Consider the following 17,500-nt stretch of genomic DNA (forward strand, 5'->3'; position numbering starts at 1 on the left):
ATGCAGGTACCAGTAATGACCCGTATTCCGGCTCTGAATCGTGATATCTCTATCATCCATCAAAATGATATTGAAGTACCCCGAATCAATCATCTTAAGGCTTCTTTCATCAAACATCGGCACCATCCTTCCCTTTATGGAACCAGGCTTCCAATGCCTGCTCTACAATACTGTCCACCTTATTGGGATCCATTCCAACAAAGTATTTTTCTACAATTCTTGCAGGCACCTTATAGCATTTCTTCTTTATCGGCTCCGTACTGAGATACCGCCTTACCATGGCATCCGTCAAAGCTCCAGAATGGCTGCGAAGCTTCATTACCATATCAATTGTAACCTTGGTTTTCTTTTCCTGCATCACATTTAACACCATATTCTGTTCTTCCTCCGGAAGGAATGCCAACTGCAGAGCAACCTTTATATAAAGGGCACCTCTGTCTACCATATCCTTAAATGGTTTGATGAGATCGTTCAGCTTCAGCAATCTACCAACAGAACTTCCAGACAATTCATATTCTTTACCAATAGAATCTCTGGTGGTCAACTTCTGGTCACCGTGACCAGAAGTTAAATCCCCTTCCTTCCCTTCAAGACGTGCAATCTCACGCATGATATCATTTCTCTTGCCCTGGCAGGATCCCTTTTCATATCTCGCTTTCAACACTGCAGCCTTTTCCGATATCAGCAAATCCGAAAATGATCTTTGCATCAGATTGGTCTCAATCACATATACATAAGCCTCTTCCTCAGACAAATCCGTTTTCACAATAGCCGGCACCTCCTTTAGTCCGGCAAGCTTTGCTGCATTCATTCTGTTGTGCCCGGAAAGCATTTCATATCCGCCATCAATCTTCTGCACAATTACCGGATTTAGAATGCCATGCTCCTTTACACTTGTTATCATATCCTCCAGATGTTCTCCCTCGTACAAATGAAACGGATGGTCATGAAATGGCTGAATATTCTTAATCTGAATCATCTGAATCCCTCTTGGTACATCTCTCTCCTCGATTTCATCCATCAACAAATCCACTGCGTCACCAAATACTTTTCTTTTATTATTAGCCTTCATAAGCAATCAGCTCCTTTGCAAATTTTCTATATGCGATTCCTGCAGATGCATTTTTACTGTATAGCGCAATCGGCATGGAATAATAAATGCTCTCTCCCACCTTTACCGTAGCTGGTATCCTATTTTCAAAGATTCTTATCTGTCCCTGAAAGCTTCCGATCACTTCCTCTATCAGCACCTTACAAAGTGTGGTTCTACTCTCGCACATGGTAAGTAGAATACCTGCAATAGTAAGTGTAGGATTGATACGCTTCTTAATCTTGCTCACCGTCCTAAGGAAGTCCTGCAATCCCATCATCGCCAGAAGCTGAGGATTCACCGTGATAATGACTTCATCAGCCGCCGCCAGTGCGTTTATAGTAAGCATTCCCAGCGAAGGGCAAGTATCAATAAGCACATAGTCATATCTGTCCTTAATGGGTTCCAAAACCTCTGCCAGCATCCTCTCCGCGCCCATCTCTGTTCTAAGCTTCGCATCCACCACCGACAGATAGATTGATGAAGGAATGAAATCTACACCATCCTTACTCTGAATAAAAGCTTCCAGACTTTCCGGAGCATCCTCTTCAATCTGAGTCATCATCAGATGACCGATTGTATGCTCCAACTCATTGGTGTCCTCTACGCCGTAGCAGGTGGTGAGATTTGCCTGGCTGTCAAAATCGATTGTAAGCACCTTCTTATCCATACTCTGAAGAGAATGTGCCAGGTTCAGAGTGGTCGTGGTTTTACCCACGCCACCTTTCTGTGATCCGATAACGATAACCTTACCCATAATTACTACACCTCTCTTTCTGCAGCATACTCCGCAGGTCTCTCTGCCACAAACTTTGCATGGAGCATTTCCTTTTCCTTCTGGAACTTCTTCTGAAGCTTCTTCATTTCCTTCTCCATGAATTCTGCTTCTGCCTTTGCTATTTCAGCCTTCTCTGCATCCGGTGTAATAATCAGCTTTCCATCCTCACAGCTGACAGTAATGTAATCCCCAATCTCAAAGCCTAGCTCCTGGAGCCAGTTTCCTTTCAGAATGATGGTAGGTGTTGACTTGTAGTTATATCCACTCTGTGCATGTACCTTCATGCTTCTGTTTCTCTGATTTTTCATTGATTGTCATCCTTTCAAAAAAATAATTTTTACATAGTCTTATGTACCCATCTGTGCTATACTTTTCACAGGCATGTCTATGTCAATACACTTCCGGAGGACTGCTATGAGTGAAGAAAAAGCCGGTTCTTATAAAGGCCTTACTGAGGCTCGCAAAAGAGCTAATAAGAAATACAATGACCGTTTCGTTGAAATAAAAGTTCGTGTAACCCCTGAGAAGCGTTCCATCATTAAGGATCACGCTGATGCAATGGGCGAAAGCGCAACTGCCTTTATCAATCGAGCCATCGACGAAGCTATGGAACGAGATAAAAAATCGAACCCTGAAACGTAAAAAAAACCGGTGACGTATGGATACATTTCCACACATCACCGGACGATTATTTTCTTCATAAACAATCTCCAATGTGCAATTTTCTATGTTAAATAAATATCAGCAAGGCTCCCATTTGATTATTTTTTGTCTTATTTCTTACACATTTCAAATGGTCTAAACTTGGTCTAAATCTGACCTTCCACTTCCCTCGAACCCTTGAAAATCCTAGTAAAATCAGGCACTCTACGCATATTGGCACAGCTACGTAAGTATATTGCCGTGGCATACGAAAAGTACTCGAATCATTGTTTTTTCTCCTCTCAAATTGCCTTGAAATTCCGTATTTTGCAAGGTTTTATCAGCATTTCAAGGTATCGTAGTTTTCTTCTCATTTACTACATTTTTTGCAAAAAAGTGCAAAATGAAGCAAATCACTTCCGTCTGTAGTAGTCAAATCGTAGTCAGTTTAGGGGGTGCAGACTACTGCTCAAACAAATTTCCCAATGCTCTTTTTCATGTCATTTGCAAAATCTATAAATTCCTTGGAATTTTTCCCATAGTCATCTTTTATTGTTTTTCCCTGATATTTTCTGTATAGTTCTTCCAAAACGTTTTCCTTTCATATTCTGAACTTTTGAAATGATGTCGCCATTGATAACATTTTTATTATACAGGAATGAGGCGGTAATCGCAAACACAATCCATAATACAAAATGATATTCTTTTTTTCTGGATGTTTCTGTGATATACTTATACGCGGTCGTATCAGACCGGAAAGGAAATATTATGTTACAAAAATTATATGTTTTTTTCAGGAAAGAAACCGTTTTGTCAATTGCAGTGATCCTGGCGCTTCTTTCTATGTTCTGGGTCAGACCGGATAAGGCTTATTTTACTTATATCGATTTCAGGACTCTCGGGCTCCTCTTCTGTTTGATGGCAATTGTAGCTGGTTTGAAGGCTGTTGGTGTTTTTGATATACTTGCCAAAAAATTGCTGATGGGAACATCGGGAACTGTGGGTGTGATCAGGCTGTTGGTACTCTTATGTTTCTTCCTGTCAATGGTGATCACCAATGATGTGGCATTGATTACTTTTGTTCCTCTTGCACTGATCATTGTGCATAAACTGCCAAAGGAACTGGGCAATTACTGGCTTCTTAAAATAGTAGCCATGCAGACAATCGCTGCTAATCTCGGAAGCATGCTCACACCAATCGGAAATCCGCAGAACCTTTATCTATATGCCAGAGCAGGGATGTCCGCGGCAGAATTAATAACCCTGATGCTCCCCTATTCCGCCACAGCACTTATCCTTCTTCTGATATGGATACAGGTAGCCGCTGCCAAAGCACCTCACGTGTGCGGTTCCGAAAAAGATAAAACTCTTTTGGGATTCTCTGACAGAAAAGAACTTAACATGGAATACCTGGCCGCTTACCTGATCTTATTTACAATCTGCCTGCTCACTGTTGCACGTATCATTCCATACCAGATTCCTCTTGTATTGGTTCTTATATATATGCTGCTAAGAAACAGGGAAAATATAAGCAGGGTGGATTACTCCCTGCTTGCCACCTTTATCGCATTATTTATTTTTATCGGCAACCTTGGAAGGATTCCGCAATTCAGCAGTTTTCTGGAAAGAATCATGGCAGGAAGGGAAACACTTACTGCTGTTCTTGCCAGTCAGATTATGAGCAATGTTCCCGCTGCGCTTCTTTTATCCGGTTTTACAGATAATTACCGGGCTTTAATTGTCGGAACCAATATTGGAGGTCTCGGCACTCTGATTGCATCCATGGCAAGCCTGATAAGTTTCAAATATATTGCAAAAGAAAACAGGAATCTGAGAGGGAAGTATTTTGGAATATTCACAGCCTCCAATATTATATTCATGATATTCATGTTAATATTGTATTTTTTTCTTAGATAAAGGTTTTCCCGGAATTACAAAAGCTATAGCAATTCTTTCTTCGCAAAAAATTCTCCGCGGCACTCTCCCATCCTGGAAGAAAAGCCGCGGAGAAATAAATAAATTTTCGGTGCCAATACAAAGATCATTAATCTTTACACCACTTTACAACTTTCTAATTGTCTTATAAATATAGTTTTTTCAACCTTCCTATTTTAGTTTTCTATATTCTTCATCACTTACCGGTTCAAGCCATTCATTGGAACTATTTTCGCCCGGAACTTCTATTGCCAGATGTGAAAACCATTCATCCGGTGCTGCGCCATGCCAGTGTTTCACTTCTGCCGGAATATTGATGCAGTCGCCTGGCTTCATTTCTACAGCTTCTTTACCTTCTACCTGATAATATCCTCTTCCGGCAACGCATACCAGAATCTGTCCGCCTCCACTTTTTGCATGATGGATATGCCAGTTATTTCTGCATCCTGGTTCGAATGTCACATTGAAAATTCCAACCTGAGAAGTAGAAATCGGTGCAAGAAAACTCCTGCCCGAAAAATACTGTGCAAAGCCATCGTTTGGTTCACCAATTGGAAATACCATCTCTTTTGCATGCGCCCGCATCGCTTCCTCTTCGTATGGCAAATCTCCTTCGCCTGTTTCCCACACTTCCTTTGCAAGATTGAAAACAGCCCATGCTTTTGGCCAACCTGCATAGAATGCGGCATGTGTGATCACTGCAGCAATCTCTTTTTGTGTCACACCATGATTTTTTGCATTTTGAAGATGATATCTTAAAGAAGAATCCGTAATTCCGGAAGCCATCAGAGCAACCACTGTAATAATGCTTCTTGTTTTTACGTCGATGTCCTGATTATTCCAGTTTTCGCCGAAAAGTACATCATCGTTAAAATGTGCAAATTCCGGTGCGAATTCACCAAGTGTATTTCTTCCTGCTGTCTGTACTATTTTTCCCATATTCTGTATACCTCCATAACGCTGTTATTTATAAAGAGTTTACCCATTCAGTGATTTCCTGTTTCGTTCCACAATTTAACAGTCTGCCTTCTGTAATAACTGCGTCTGATGCAGATGACTGCAATTCTTTCACAGTGTTCCCAAATCCACTTCCTCCGGATGTTGCAAAAAGCACAATCTTTTTACCACTGAAATCGTAAGCTTCTAAAAATGTATTGATGATTGTCGGAGCCACATACCACCAGATTGGGAATCCCAGAAGGATCTCGTCATAAGAACTCATATCCATCTCTTTTTTCATAATCGCCGGTCTATATTTTTTATCACTCATTTCCACACTGCTTCTGGATTTTTTATTCATCCAGTCAAGATCAGACTTTGTATATGGAACTTTCGGCTCAATCTCAAACAAATCCGCTTTTGCTTCCTCTGCGATCATCTGTGCTACTTTTTTTGTTGTTCCGCTTGCACTGAAAAATGCCACTAATTTTTTACTCATAATAAAAAGCCCCTTTCTATACGTATTTTTCACAAAAAATAGATGTATAAGATTTACATTCATCTTACACATCTATTTTAAGCTCTATCGCTTCATTATGTCTAATGCTTATATTGAATTTTGTTTTATGCCTGAAAAGCATTAATCTCCTCGATCATTTTACGGACTGCCAAAGAATATGGGATATTCCGTCGCCAGGCAATCACCGTACTGGTCGTGATTTCAGGAGAAATTCTTCGCTGTACAAGAATATCCTCTCGCCAATACTTTGCAGCACCCTCAATTGAAATTGGATACCCCAGTCCATTTGCTGCCATAACTCCGGCATTCGTTCCAAGATTACTCGTAAAAGCAATCTGTAATTTTGAAAAGTCTTTCCCAAACCAGTTGGCAAGTTCACTTTGAACGTTCATTCTTTCCGGCAGGATCAAGGGCTTTCCAATAAGATCTTCTTTTTTTATAAACTCTTTTTCTGCCAGCGGATCATCCGGCCGCATTCCGACACACCAGTGATCGCAATCTGTGATCCGGATATAATCCAGCCCTTCGGTGTCCACCGGCTCCATGAATAATGCAATATCTACAAGTCCTTTGTTCATCATCTCATACACTACATCTGCTGTTGCAGTATGCAATACAATCTGAACCAGCGGATATTTTTCTTTATATGTTTTACATATCTTCGCCAATGTCTCCACTGCTGCAAATTCACCGCATCCAATGGTTATCGTGCTCTCTACAACCTCTTCTTTTCCTTTCAGTTCCTCAAGCGTCCTTTCCTCAAGATTAAGAATCTCCAAGGCACGCCTTTTTAATAAAATTCCTTCATCAGTGAGCGATATTTTCTTCCCGTTTCGAATAAATAATGTTATTCCCAGGTCCTCTTCAAATGCCGCCATTTGTCTGGATAGCGTTGGCTGGGTAATATGCAATTGTTCTGCTGCTTTTGTAAAGCTCTGTTCTTTTGCTACTGTTAAAAAATAGCGTAATAATCTTAATTCCATATCTTTATATTCCTACAAATTTTTCTTGTAACCATTCTATCATATTGCATCCCAGACATCATCTATATTTACATGTAATATCTGCACAAAATACCGTGGGTTATTTTCGGGTTATTTTCTAACCGCCTATGCCCTCCGGACCGTGATTTTACTGGCTTTTTGGCGAAGCTTTCAGAGAGTGCCGTAGCAGACAAATATTACTGTTATCATTTTCTTTTTTTGTATTTTGTCTGAAGAGGCCATTTCTGATCTATCACTTTCAGTTCTTCTCCAAAGCGAATATGAAGACTCACAAAGCAAGATCGTTGCTCTATTTTTTCTATGATTCCTTCGCCAAATTTCGGATGATCGACGCTTTCCCCTTTTTCATATTTTATAATCACATTCTGCGTTCTTCTGTATTCCTGCTCTCTTCGGTGTTGATCCCATATGGTGACGGTTTCATTATGAATCGAATTCCAGGCTGCCACTGATACTGTTTAGGAATAGACATATTGGCACTTTTGCTCCCTGAAGATGAAATCTAATGTTTCTATTTCGTCTTTATATTTTTTAAGTTTTTTACAAATTCCACTGCATTTTGGATATCTTTATCATCCGGATGTCCTTTTGCAATACCTCCAAACAGTTTGAACGGCCCAAATGTATCGTATCCTTTGCATCCAAATTTACCATCTACACTGGCATGTTTTTTATCCAAAATCCGCTCTATGGATTTATAATTCCCACTTCCACCATAAGTACAGATCAAAAAGACCTTTTTGTCATCTGGTAAATTCTTTTCCGCAAATTTCAATATGGACTGATGAAACTTTGAAAAATAGATTCCTGATGCAAACCCGATCATATCATAACTGCTCAGATCTGCATCTGACTGTTTTACTGCATCAATCAAATCGACCTGACACTCTTCTGCTATGCTCTTTACTAATTTTTCTGTATTTCCATGATGCACAGATGCATATATGATTGCTTTTCTCATACCTATACCCTTTCTATCAGCTCAACAATAGAATTAATTATACCATCATTTGTCAGCTTGTAAATCTGTTTCATTGCAAGTAATCAATTCAAAATGATTTCTATTCGTTTTTATAAAACCTTCTTTTGTAACTTAAATATCTCTGTAAACATTGCTGCACGATCCATACAAAGATAATCTGCCAAAATCCTTCCTCCTGTTGGAAATCAAACATACAAGTTGTATTTATCATACTATAATTCTAGCAGAAACAAAAGTTAAATTCTATTGACGGAGGGTAAAAATGATAAGAAAGATTATCAGGATTAATAAAGACAAATGCAACGGCTGTGGTGGATTGGAGATGGCAGCAAAAAAAGCACTTCAAAGCAGTGGAAAGTTCATACCAGGGCAAGTTGTAACAATAAGTATTAATGGAAAAATATTAGAATTATCGAAGATATAGTATAATTAACATATCAAAAGATATGGATTCTGCTAACAGGTACGACAATAGTTTGTCTCTGGTCATTCGTTTCCCGGCATAAGTGATCTTATTATTCAGGATCCGTTGCAAAAAGCACCAGCCAACTGAATGACTGGTGCTTTTAACATCAATATACTTTATTTTGTATAAACTGTATTCCCTTTTGCAATTACTTCAACAAGCTGAAGTTCCTTGTCAAGATTATCATTGATTGTAAGTACATCTTTTTTCCCCAGATGCTGTGGGGCATAGACATCAATATTCTGAATTAATTTCATCATAAATCACTCTCAATTATCAAATGTATGTTTTAGAATCCAGTTCCAACTGCAATAAGAATTGTAATAATTGCACCAATCATTAATACACCAAGGAATTTCCACATGAATTTAATCCAGTTAGACCACTCAATCTTTGCAATTGCAAGAGATCCGATCAGGCATCCTGATGTAGGAACAATCAGGTTTGTAAATGCATCACCAAGCTGGAATGCAACTACAGCTGTCTGACGTGAAACACCTAACAGGTCTGACAGTGGAGCCATGATTGGCATTGTGATCGCAGCCTGTCCGGTTCCGGATACAACGAAGAAGTTGAATACAGACTGGAACAGATACATAAGTACTGCTGCAACTGCTCCGGAAACTCCAGACAGTGCATTTGAAATATTATACATAATTGTATTAATAACCGTAGGTGTTGTCGGATCAGATCCACCAAGAACCTGCATGATGCCCTGTGCCATAGCAACAACAAGTGCAGCACCGATCAGGTCTTTTGCTCCATCTTTGAATGATGTTGCGATATCATTCAGTTTCATATCGTTCAGTTTAAAGATAACTCCAATCACACCGGAAACAATTCCCATAATGAAGAACTGAGTAGCAATCTCCGGCATGTAGTATCCTTGAGTCATAACTCCCCAAACTACCCATACTACTGTAGCAGCCAGTGTCATAAGAACTAAAATGTGTCCAAGACCAAACGAATGTCCTTCGTCAATTCCTGTTTTTTCATTCTGCTCACGGAAATATGCATCAGTCTTATATGCGATTGAGATTGTCGGAGTCTTTTTGATCTTTGATGCATAGAACATAGTCATTCCACAGCCGAGTGCTGTAAATACTACCCACATTACCATACGGAATCCTGCTCCGGAGAATACGTCAATACCTGCAATACCCTGTGCAATACCTACAGAGAATGGATTCATCCATGATGAACCGAAACCAATCTGTGTTGCAACATAAGTAACAAGAACTGCAATAACTGAATCGTATCCAACTGCTACAAACAACGGACAAAGAATCATAGTAAACGGAAGTGCTTCTTCTCCCATTCCAAAAACTGCTCCACCAAGAGAAAACAGTACGAAAAGTATCGGAATCAGCAGTTTTTCTGCTCCCTTTGCCTTACGGATCAATCCGATCAATCCGGATTCAATCGCACCTGTACGGATCATGATACCGAATGCACCACCTACTACCATAAGGAATGCGATAATCTCGATTGCAGAACTGCTTACGATTCCGTTATACATATAGTTGAAGAATCCTGTTCCACCATCTCCACTAAAAAGTGCTACTCCCTCTGTCACTACATTTCCTGCATCGTCTGTCAGATACTGGAAACTTCCGTCTTTGATTACTGTACGGGTTTTCTCAACACCATTGATCATGTACGAAATATCCTGTGTTTCGTAAAATCCCTTTGGTACAAGGAAAGTCAGAAGTGCAGCGACAACAACTACTAAAAAAATAATAATGTAGGTGTCAGGCACTTGAAATCCCTTGTTAAAAGACTTTAACCCTTTTCCTTCTTTTTTGCTCATTTTCGAGTTTCCCTCCCATTTTTGATATACTATATCAGTGTACCATAGAATGCCTAAAATATAACTAATAATTTACATATTTTATCAATTTTTGTCATTTCCCTGTATTTTTATACATCAAAAGATAGGCGTTTTATTCAATCAATCACATCATTCTGAAATCTTGACAAATGTTCATAAGGTAATATCAGTCTTCCCCTAAACAGTCCGCACCCATCATTGATCAGACTGTTATCTACTGCGGAAAACATATTTACATCCAGATCTGCCAGTTCCAGCTGCAAAAGACGCATGCCCCGTTCATAAGCTTCATCGAAATAAACACACTCGCCTTCTGGAATAGCATCACGTCTTGCACGCTCATCCTGTTGTTTCTTCTCATATCCCAGGTGATTCGCCGAACCAATTTCTGCATTATCATCCATTTTCTTGGTGCGCAGCTGCACTTCCATGAAAGAGCGGGAACTGTTGTCATAAACTGTGATATGCAAGGACTGATACCCTTCCCTGTTGGTTCCACAGATATAATCCCGATAATAGGGCTTCACATCTTCATTTAGAAGCGGCGATGTACTTTTCTTCACTCCATAAGCAGACTCCACAGTAAACCCTCTCTCTTCCAGAAAGCCAGGCAGAACATTGGCAATCTCATAAAGATAGCGGATCGACGCCATTTCCTGATCTTCTCCTGGTTTCAGATGACACTTTGGCATACACAACACAATCCTGTATGCAATAAAATCCCGAAAACAGCTGAGTTTATTTTTCAGTTCCGGCACAGAAGGATAGGTTCCATGTTTTGTATAATAATCGTAAATATATTCCACAATGTAACCGTTAAATTTCTCCTCCGCCCGAATCAGCGACTTAATCCTTCCTTTAAATGTAAATGCAAGAAAGGGATACTCATGAGCCATATATTTATAAAATTCCCTGATTTTCTGAGATTGCGCTGTAAGGAAATCATTGTGCTCTAATAGCTCTGTAATCTGGATCAGGAAATTCACATGCATCAGATCAATTTCATTATGAGTGAGCTTCGCTTCTTTCCTCAGATCCCGGGTATATTTCTGTAAAATTTTTAAGACCGTATCTCCTGAATACAGGTAATCATTTAATGTAATCATAAGCTTTTCCTCTTTTGAAGTTTTCAATTTTCATAAACAATCCGCAATAATCCACGGATCACAGGTCAAGCGGATATTCGCAATCCGCTTTGCTACTTGCTCATAACCGAATAACTGCTTCGGTTAATTTCAATATAATATAACACGTTATCCAAAATAAGTCCGCAAACTTTTTATTTATTACTATCTCCTATAAATTCTTGACTTTTCCACAGATTCTGGCAAAATAGAAAACATCACAACGTATCAACTGACAAATATTTCTGATTTTCGGAGGAATTATATGAATAATTATCAAATCACTGCGTGGTGTTCCGGTTTTATCCGAAACCAGGTACAGGATGGGGATCTTTGCATTGATGCAACCATGGGAAATGGCAATGATACCCTCCTCCTCTCCAGACTCTGCGGTAGTACCGGTAAAGTGCTTGCTTTTGACATTCAGGAACAGGCATTGAACGCAACCAGAGAACGTCTGGATACCGCCAATGCTCCAGACAATTACACCCTTCTCTTGGAATCTCACGCAAATATGGCTCAATATGCAGAACCTGGCAGTGTAAACTGTATTGTTTTTAACTTTGGTTATCTGCCGGGAGGAAACCATGCTCTGGCCACCAGAGGAGAAACCAGCGTACAGGCACTGTCACAAGCTTTAATCCTTCTAAAAAAAGGAGGTATGATATCTCTCTGCATCTACAGCGGTGGTGATTCCGGTTTTGAGGAGAGAGATCAGATTCTGGCATGGCTTAAGCAACTGGATTCTCATAAATATCTGGTTATAAAAAGCGAATATTATAACCGCCCCAATCATCCTCCTATTCCTGTGCTGGTCATAAAGTTATCCTGAGAACTTTCCTGATGTTTTTACATAGCTCTTGAAACCCTCTGCTATTCATGTTATATTTTTTTCATTCCATAGCAATCCTCGTAGATAATGCTTAAGATGTATTATTTACGAGGATTGCTATAATTCACAAAATGGAGGAACTATGAATCAACAAAACACCTCTGCTCCTGTAGCAGAAAATAAAATGGGTACAATGCCTGTAGGCAGGCTTGTACTGAACATGTCTCTGCCCATGATGATTTCCATGCTGGTACAGGCATTGTACAATATTGTAGACAGCGTATTCGTTGCCATGCTTTCTGAAAATGCCCTGACGGCCGTGTCCATGGCGTTTCCCCTGCAGACCCTTCTGATTGCTGTAGGTGCCGGTACCGGTGTAGGTATGAATGCTCTGCTTTCTAAATCCCTTGGGGAAAAGAATTTCAAAAAAGCCAACCAGGCCGCTGAAAATGCTGCTTTTCTGTATTTTCTGAGTTTTCTGGTATTCCTAGTCCTGGGATTTCTGGTAGTAAAACCATTTTACGCCAGCCAGATCAGCCAGGCAGATTCGGAAATCATGCAATATGGAATTCAATATCTAAGCATAGTTATGATTTTTTCCCTTGGTATGTTTGGTCAGTTTTTCTACGAACGCGTTCTCGCTTCTACCGGAAAAACTATTTTCAGCATGATTTCTCAATTATGTGGTGCATTCACTAATATTATCCTGGATCCTATCCTGATCTTTGGTCTCCTGGGAGCACCCAAAATGGGAGTTGCAGGAGCAGCTGTTGCCACAGTGATCGGCCAATTTGTAGCCTGCATTGTTGCCGGGGTCTGCAACCATAAATTTAATCCTGAGGTTCGTCTTAATTTCAAAGGCTTCCGCCCGGATAAAATAATTATCGGTCATATTTATGCAGTAGGTATTCCTTCCATCATTATGCAGTCCATCAGCTCCATTATGACTTATTCCATGAATCTGATCCTGGTACAGTTTACGGTTACTGCAACTGCAGTATTTGGTGTTTATTTTAAGCTGCAAAGCTTCTTCTTTATGCCTGTGTTTGGTCTTAATAACGGTATTACACCAATCATTGCCTATAATTACGGTGCCCGTCACAAAAAGCGTATGATCCAGACGATCAAGGTCAGCATGTCCATTGCATTCTGCTTTACCTTTGTTGGCTTTCTGGCGTATGAACTCATACCAGAGGCTCTCCTGGGAATGTTCAGTGCCTCTGGCGATATGCTTGCCATCGGTATTCCTGCACTTCGGATCATCGGTATCCATTATCTGATCGCATGGTTCTGCATCATTGCAGGAACTGTATTCCAGGCACTGGGAAAGGCTGTTTTCAGTATGATCGTATCTATTATGAGACAGCTCTTCGTTCTGGTTCCCGCTGCATACATCCTGGCATCCATCGGTGGACTCCACGCTGTCTGGTGGTCATTCCCCATTGCAGAAGTCATTTCACTGATCATATCTGTGCTCTTCCTGATAAGCATAAACAGAACTGTTATCCAGAAAATCCCAGAAGAATAATTAAAAAGACAGAAGGTAATCCGATCTGATACCTTCTGTCTTTTTAATTATCCTTCAAAGCTTTTATAACCGGAAGCTTTCCAGCTCTATAACACTCCCTGTCTCTGCATTTCAGCAGACACTGTAATATATTCCTTACTATTCTCAATAATACTCAGTTTCTCTTCCCAGGTAAGATTTCGTTTAATCTTGGCAGGACTGCCCATTACAAGAGAACCATCCGGTATTACTGTATTTTTTGTCACAAGGCTTCCTGCTCCAACAATACAGTCCCTGCCAATTCTGGCGCCGTCAAGGACAACAGCTCCCATTCCGATCAATGTCCGATCTCCAATCACACATCCGTGAAGCACTGCATTATGTCCTACTGTCACATTATTTCCAATATGCACCGGCATATTATGATTTACATGGATGGTACAATTTTCCTGGATATTTGACTCTTCACCAATCACAACAGGGGCATCATCCCCACGTATCACCGCATAATGCAGAACACAACTGTCACGTCCAATCGTTACATCTCCGATCACTACCGACTGTTTTGCAATTCTGGCATCCTCTGATATTTTTACATTTTTATAATTCATCTTCTGAAAACTCACCTTTCTACGTTACTAAAGCAAATATTCATAACCATTATCCGGAGATCTGAGCCCTCACTTATTTCGTGCCAAAACCGAGCTCTTCTCCAGACACGGAAGTGCCCCTCCCTCAACAGTTGTTACTATCCCACCAGCTTCTTCAACAATAAGTGCACCTGCAGCAAAATCCCATGGGGACAATATCAGTTCAAAGTAAAGTTCTGCTCTTCCTGATGCTATAGAGCACAGGTCAAGAGCTGCTGAACCACTCCTTCTGATATCAAGACATTTCTGGAAATACTCATAAGCCAGTTCAAAAGAAGCTTTTGCAAGTTCCGTATTATAGGGAGAAGAGCCAAACAAAACAATACTGTTTTCCAGATCATCCGATGATACATGAATGGCATTTCCATTCATATATGCACCTTCACCGGAAATTGCACTGAAGGTTTCATCAAGATATGGATTATGCACCACTCCCAGATATCTTTTCCCGTTTCGGATCAGACCAACAGACACGCAGCTCATATGATAATCTTTAATAAAATTGGTAGTTCCATCAATTGGATCCACCACAAAAATATATTCCGCATTTCTGTCAATCCGGCAATCCTCTTCCTCTCCCAGAAATTCTGCTTCCGGAAGAATCTGCGACAGCCTGATTTGCAGTATTTCCTGGATTTTGCAGTCATATGCTGTAACAAAATTTGCTTTTCCTGCTTTGTCTTTAATCCCAAAATTATTTCTGTCTGCCTGAAGCATAACCTGTCCACACTCTTTTGCAGCGACAATGATTTCGTTTAATATTGTATGTATATCTTTCATTGATCCATCACTCCCCATCACAAATTATTATTGATGTTTACAAACCATTTATGTACATTTTACAGATTACTGTCTATCCAATCACATTTTTTTATATCGCTGATAATTATTTCTTCCTTCACTTTTCACTTTATAAAGTGCTTTATCCGCATGTCTGTATAATTCCATAAAAGTATTTCCGTCCTTTGGAGAAATCGCAACACCAGCACTTAATGTAATTCTGGCTTCTCCCAGCTCAGGTACAGATAAATTACGAACCTGCTCAAACAAACAGTTTATCCGTTCTTCTATGATTTCATTATTCTGTATATCCCGCATCAGGATAATAAATTCATCGCCGCCAATTCGACCTATAATATCCTGATCTCGGAACTGCATCTGAAACAAATTCCCAACCGCACTAAGGACCTTATCCCCAACAGCATGTCCATAGGTATCATTCACAGATTTAAAAAAGTCAATATCCAGAATCATAAAACCATGCATTTTACCATCTGACACAATTTCAGAAATAAGATTCTGCGTTGTTTCTTTATTGTACAAGCCAGTCAGAGAATCCCTCTGTGCACGTACCATCAGCTGTTCTTTTTCTTTCCTGCTTTTGCGGAGAATTGCCAGTATCAGAAGCAGGACAAGAATAGTAAAATATCCCAGAAAAGCAATCGCGTACTGATTGGCAAAGCTGTAATTACTTATAGCCAGGTTTGCAGGCACAATATAGGCAATCATCCAGTTATTCATCCCCAGCGGCATATATGCAAGAAAATAATCTATTTTTTCATTCTTAACAACCTTAAACTGAGCAAAGCCTTCTTTCTCAGATTCAAAATCATCCTCTATCTTCTCTGCCCAATCATGCAGCTTTTCTTTTTTGTAATATTCAAACAAATTAGACTCTCTGGCAATCTTTATACTTTTATTAGAACTGTCATCACAGGATATAACCATCCCATTACTTGACAGAATCAGGATATTTCCCTCTTTGCCAAACAGATTCTCAAAAAGCATCTTACCTATTGCAGATACATTACAAGAGCCTCCCAGGACTCCTATTACCTGTTCATTTTTATATACAGGCACTCCAAGAACTACTCTTATTTTCCCGTCAACACTGCTGTTTAAAGGTTCACTTAATGTCACCTTCCCATTCATAGCTTCTTTAAAATATCTCCGATGGGAAACGTTCTTAACATCCCCATTGTCATAATGGGATGTTCCATCAGGCTCTATCAATGCTACTCTTTCAAGATCCGTATGTTTTTGCAAGGAAACTATATCATTCAGATTTCTTTCTGAAAGTAATTCTTCTTCTCCCATTTCTTCCGCAATCTCACTCAGATACTGATAATGTATCTTCATAATCTCTCTCAAATGTTCGCTCTGTCTGGACACATTGGTTATCATAGATTTTTGCGAATTTTCTTTTACAGCATTCTGGATATTTACAAAGAAAACCAGAAAGCCGACAACTACCATAACAATAAACAGGCTGCTTACTTTAATGTAAAATCCCATCTGTGAATGCTTTATCTTCATATGCAGCACCTCCTGTTCAAAAACAGTTTCCTCTTAAATGTTTTTTAGTTACGCTAATGATAACATGAAACTATTTTAGCGTAAAGTCGAAACTCCTTACAGTTAATCTCATCCTCAAATAACAATGTTACTGGATTTTGATATATATACAAAAAGACTCTCTGCACTTTATTCACCGATCTGCAGAAAGTCCTTTTCATGGTTATTTGTGATGTTTCGCTTCCTCTTCTTCCACCAGCCGTGATGTTTCTTCTGACGGAGCTGAGATTACAGCTGCCGCTACAATTTCGCAGGGTGGATTTCCCTTTACAGCATCTACTGCAGCTTTTACTGCGGCTACGTCACCGCTTAAGAATACGGTTGCATGGCCTCCGCACTTGGTATGCCAGGTACGGAATTCCACTTCTGATGTTTTCAGCATCTGGTCAAGGACAACGACTGCATTGCAGCTTCCCAGAACCTCCACTAATCCTAATGCTCCATATGACATCTTCTATATCCTCCTGACATGTTCTATTTGTTAATGGTCATCTTGAGTGCCACTTCAGTATCTGCCGTAGGTGCTGCGATCACAGTGTGGGAAACAATCTTACCCAGTGGTCTGGCTGTCTCCAATGCCACTTCCATTGCAGCATTTACATCGGAAACACTGCCACGCATTTTGACACATGCCCCACTTTTCAGTCGATTTCGTTCCACACTCTGAATTGTTACGTTTGCAGCCTTGGATGCTGCATCAAGAGCGACAAAGCAAGCTACCAGGTTATCCAGTTCAAACACCCCAACCGCCATACCATCATAGTTTTTTGCCATTTTATCCTCCTTACACGACGGGAACATGGTTTTCCCGACTGTTTTCTTTTATACCAGTATACCTTGTTTTC

The 17,500-nt window shown here is 40.0% G+C and carries 20 protein-coding genes; 5 read left to right on the forward strand and 15 right to left on the reverse strand.

What is annotated here, in order from left to right; translation table 11 throughout:
• Positions 1-109: 109 nt before the first annotated feature.
• From ACTNDS_RS09665 to ACTNDS_RS09675, 3 genes are read right to left on the reverse strand one after another with little or no spacing between them, the layout of a single operon-like run.
• Complete coding sequence (locus tag ACTNDS_RS09665) at positions 110-1,072, reverse strand: ParB N-terminal domain-containing protein (protein ID WP_441035343.1); 963 nt, start codon at positions 1,070-1,072, stop codon at positions 110-112.
• A complete protein-coding gene (locus ACTNDS_RS09670; protein ID WP_441035345.1) occupies positions 1,062-1,847 on the reverse strand; it encodes a ParA family protein in 786 nt (261 codons plus the stop codon). The genes ACTNDS_RS09665 and ACTNDS_RS09670 overlap by 11 nt, the downstream gene beginning before the upstream one ends.
• Before the next feature lie 5 nt (positions 1,848-1,852).
• Entirely contained in the window at positions 1,853-2,176 is a 324-nt protein-coding gene (locus tag ACTNDS_RS09675) for a SymE family type I addiction module toxin (RefSeq protein WP_441035346.1), read from the reverse strand.
• Positions 2,177-2,282: 106 nt separating this feature from the next.
• On the opposite strand from ACTNDS_RS09675, the gene ACTNDS_RS09680 reads away from it, so the two are divergent.
• Positions 2,283-2,510, forward strand: a complete 228-nt coding sequence (locus tag ACTNDS_RS09680; RefSeq protein ID WP_300657019.1) for a hypothetical protein — start codon at positions 2,283-2,285, stop codon at positions 2,508-2,510.
• 768 nt (positions 2,511-3,278) lie between these two features.
• Complete coding sequence (locus tag ACTNDS_RS09685) at positions 3,279-4,427, forward strand: SLC13 family permease (RefSeq protein WP_441035348.1); 1,149 nt, start codon at positions 3,279-3,281, stop codon at positions 4,425-4,427.
• A gap of 189 nt (positions 4,428-4,616) precedes the next feature.
• On the opposite strand, the gene ACTNDS_RS09690 is transcribed toward ACTNDS_RS09685, so the two are convergent.
• From ACTNDS_RS09690 to ACTNDS_RS09705, 4 genes are all read right to left on the reverse strand, one after another.
• Entirely contained in the window at positions 4,617-5,384 is a 768-nt protein-coding gene (locus ACTNDS_RS09690) for a carboxymuconolactone decarboxylase family protein (protein ID WP_441035350.1), read from the reverse strand.
• A gap of 28 nt (positions 5,385-5,412) precedes the next feature.
• Positions 5,413-5,883 (reverse strand): flavodoxin, encoded by a 471-nt coding sequence (locus ACTNDS_RS09695; protein WP_173700997.1) that lies wholly within the window; start codon positions 5,881-5,883, stop codon positions 5,413-5,415.
• 125 nt (positions 5,884-6,008) lie between these two features.
• A complete protein-coding gene (locus tag ACTNDS_RS09700) occupies positions 6,009-6,887 on the reverse strand; it encodes a LysR family transcriptional regulator (protein WP_119234895.1) in 879 nt (292 codons plus the stop codon).
• Between the two features lie 532 nt (positions 6,888-7,419).
• Complete coding sequence (locus ACTNDS_RS09705) at positions 7,420-7,869, reverse strand: flavodoxin family protein (RefSeq protein ID WP_441035353.1); 450 nt, start codon at positions 7,867-7,869, stop codon at positions 7,420-7,422.
• A 283-nt stretch (positions 7,870-8,152) separates the two neighbouring features.
• On the opposite strand from ACTNDS_RS09705, the gene ACTNDS_RS09710 reads away from it, so the two are divergent.
• Positions 8,153-8,314, forward strand: a complete 162-nt coding sequence (locus tag ACTNDS_RS09710) for a hypothetical protein (RefSeq protein WP_441035405.1) — start codon at positions 8,153-8,155, stop codon at positions 8,312-8,314.
• Positions 8,315-8,472: 158 nt separating this feature from the next.
• Here ACTNDS_RS09710 and ACTNDS_RS09715 read toward each other — a convergent pair whose 3' ends face one another.
• The 3 genes from ACTNDS_RS09715 to ACTNDS_RS09725 all read right to left on the reverse strand — a co-directional run bounded on the left by ACTNDS_RS09715 (position 8,473) and on the right by ACTNDS_RS09725 (position 11,293).
• Entirely contained in the window at positions 8,473-8,616 is a 144-nt protein-coding gene (locus ACTNDS_RS09715) for a hypothetical protein (protein ID WP_441035354.1), read from the reverse strand.
• 29 nt (positions 8,617-8,645) lie between these two features.
• Entirely contained in the window at positions 8,646-10,166 is a 1,521-nt protein-coding gene (gene yfcC, locus ACTNDS_RS09720) for a putative basic amino acid antiporter YfcC (protein WP_173683068.1), read from the reverse strand.
• A gap of 137 nt (positions 10,167-10,303) precedes the next feature.
• Positions 10,304-11,293: a guanosine polyphosphate pyrophosphohydrolase gene (locus ACTNDS_RS09725; RefSeq protein ID WP_441035356.1), complete on the reverse strand. Its 990-nt coding sequence runs from the start codon at positions 11,291-11,293 to the stop codon at positions 10,304-10,306.
• 283 nt (positions 11,294-11,576) lie between these two features.
• Between ACTNDS_RS09725 and ACTNDS_RS09730 the strand changes: the two genes are divergently transcribed.
• Both ACTNDS_RS09730 and ACTNDS_RS09735 read left to right on the forward strand, forming a co-directional pair.
• On the forward strand, positions 11,577-12,143 hold the full coding sequence (locus ACTNDS_RS09730; RefSeq protein WP_303243455.1) for a class I SAM-dependent methyltransferase: 567 nt from the start codon (positions 11,577-11,579) through the stop codon (positions 12,141-12,143).
• A 142-nt stretch (positions 12,144-12,285) separates the two neighbouring features.
• Positions 12,286-13,671 carry an MATE family efflux transporter gene (locus ACTNDS_RS09735; protein ID WP_441035358.1) on the forward strand — a complete coding sequence of 462 codons (1,386 nt, stop codon included), beginning with the start codon at positions 12,286-12,288 and terminating at the stop codon, positions 13,669-13,671.
• A gap of 86 nt (positions 13,672-13,757) precedes the next feature.
• Here ACTNDS_RS09735 and ACTNDS_RS09740 read toward each other — a convergent pair whose 3' ends face one another.
• The 5 genes from ACTNDS_RS09740 to ACTNDS_RS09760 all read right to left on the reverse strand — a co-directional run bounded on the left by ACTNDS_RS09740 (position 13,758) and on the right by ACTNDS_RS09760 (position 17,429).
• A complete protein-coding gene (locus ACTNDS_RS09740) occupies positions 13,758-14,261 on the reverse strand; it encodes a gamma carbonic anhydrase family protein (RefSeq protein ID WP_441035360.1) in 504 nt (167 codons plus the stop codon).
• 69 nt (positions 14,262-14,330) lie between these two features.
• Positions 14,331-15,080, reverse strand: a complete 750-nt coding sequence (locus tag ACTNDS_RS09745; protein WP_441035361.1) for an inositol monophosphatase family protein — start codon at positions 15,078-15,080, stop codon at positions 14,331-14,333.
• Positions 15,081-15,161: 81 nt separating this feature from the next.
• Entirely contained in the window at positions 15,162-16,616 is a 1,455-nt protein-coding gene (locus ACTNDS_RS09750) for a diguanylate cyclase (protein ID WP_441035363.1), read from the reverse strand.
• Between the two features lie 202 nt (positions 16,617-16,818).
• Positions 16,819-17,106, reverse strand: a complete 288-nt coding sequence (locus ACTNDS_RS09755) for a BMC domain-containing protein (RefSeq protein WP_441035364.1) — start codon at positions 17,104-17,106, stop codon at positions 16,819-16,821.
• 23 nt (positions 17,107-17,129) lie between these two features.
• Positions 17,130-17,429 (reverse strand): BMC domain-containing protein, encoded by a 300-nt coding sequence (locus ACTNDS_RS09760; RefSeq protein ID WP_441035366.1) that lies wholly within the window; start codon positions 17,427-17,429, stop codon positions 17,130-17,132.
• Positions 17,430-17,500 lie beyond the last annotated feature (71 nt).

The organism is Blautia sp. HCP3S3_C12, assembly GCF_052064155.1.
Lineage (GTDB): Bacteria > Bacillota > Clostridia > Lachnospirales > Lachnospiraceae > Blautia_A.

Coding starts and splice junctions, on each gene's coding strand:
- ACTNDS_RS09665 (WP_441035343.1), bottom strand. CDS start 1,072: ATGAAGGCTAATAATAAAAGAAAAGTATTTGGTGACGCAGTGGATTTG.
- ACTNDS_RS09670 (WP_441035345.1), bottom strand. CDS start 1,847: ATGGGTAAGGTTATCGTTATCGGATCACAGAAAGGTGGCGTGGGTAAA.
- ACTNDS_RS09675 (WP_441035346.1), bottom strand. CDS start 2,176: ATGAAAAATCAGAGAAACAGAAGCATGAAGGTACATGCACAGAGTGGA.
- ACTNDS_RS09680 (WP_300657019.1), top strand. CDS start 2,283: ATGAGTGAAGAAAAAGCCGGTTCTTATAAAGGCCTTACTGAGGCTCGC.
- ACTNDS_RS09685 (WP_441035348.1), top strand. CDS start 3,279: ATGTTACAAAAATTATATGTTTTTTTCAGGAAAGAAACCGTTTTGTCA.
- ACTNDS_RS09690 (WP_441035350.1), bottom strand. CDS start 5,384: ATGGGAAAAATAGTACAGACAGCAGGAAGAAATACACTTGGTGAATTC.
- ACTNDS_RS09695 (WP_173700997.1), bottom strand. CDS start 5,883: ATGAGTAAAAAATTAGTGGCATTTTTCAGTGCAAGCGGAACAACAAAA.
- ACTNDS_RS09700 (WP_119234895.1), bottom strand. CDS start 6,887: ATGGAATTAAGATTATTACGCTATTTTTTAACAGTAGCAAAAGAACAG.
- ACTNDS_RS09705 (WP_441035353.1), bottom strand. CDS start 7,869: ATGAGAAAAGCAATCATATATGCATCTGTGCATCATGGAAATACAGAA.
- ACTNDS_RS09710 (WP_441035405.1), top strand. CDS start 8,153: ATGATAAGAAAGATTATCAGGATTAATAAAGACAAATGCAACGGCTGT.
- ACTNDS_RS09715 (WP_441035354.1), bottom strand. CDS start 8,616: ATGATGAAATTAATTCAGAATATTGATGTCTATGCCCCACAGCATCTG.
- yfcC (WP_173683068.1), bottom strand. CDS start 10,166: ATGAGCAAAAAAGAAGGAAAAGGGTTAAAGTCTTTTAACAAGGGATTT.
- ACTNDS_RS09725 (WP_441035356.1), bottom strand. CDS start 11,293: ATGATTACATTAAATGATTACCTGTATTCAGGAGATACGGTCTTAAAA.
- ACTNDS_RS09730 (WP_303243455.1), top strand. CDS start 11,577: ATGAATAATTATCAAATCACTGCGTGGTGTTCCGGTTTTATCCGAAAC.
- ACTNDS_RS09735 (WP_441035358.1), top strand. CDS start 12,286: ATGAATCAACAAAACACCTCTGCTCCTGTAGCAGAAAATAAAATGGGT.
- ACTNDS_RS09740 (WP_441035360.1), bottom strand. CDS start 14,261: ATGAATTATAAAAATGTAAAAATATCAGAGGATGCCAGAATTGCAAAA.
- ACTNDS_RS09745 (WP_441035361.1), bottom strand. CDS start 15,080: ATGAAAGATATACATACAATATTAAACGAAATCATTGTCGCTGCAAAA.
- ACTNDS_RS09750 (WP_441035363.1), bottom strand. CDS start 16,616: ATGAAGATAAAGCATTCACAGATGGGATTTTACATTAAAGTAAGCAGC.
- ACTNDS_RS09755 (WP_441035364.1), bottom strand. CDS start 17,106: ATGTCATATGGAGCATTAGGATTAGTGGAGGTTCTGGGAAGCTGCAAT.
- ACTNDS_RS09760 (WP_441035366.1), bottom strand. CDS start 17,429: ATGGCAAAAAACTATGATGGTATGGCGGTTGGGGTGTTTGAACTGGAT.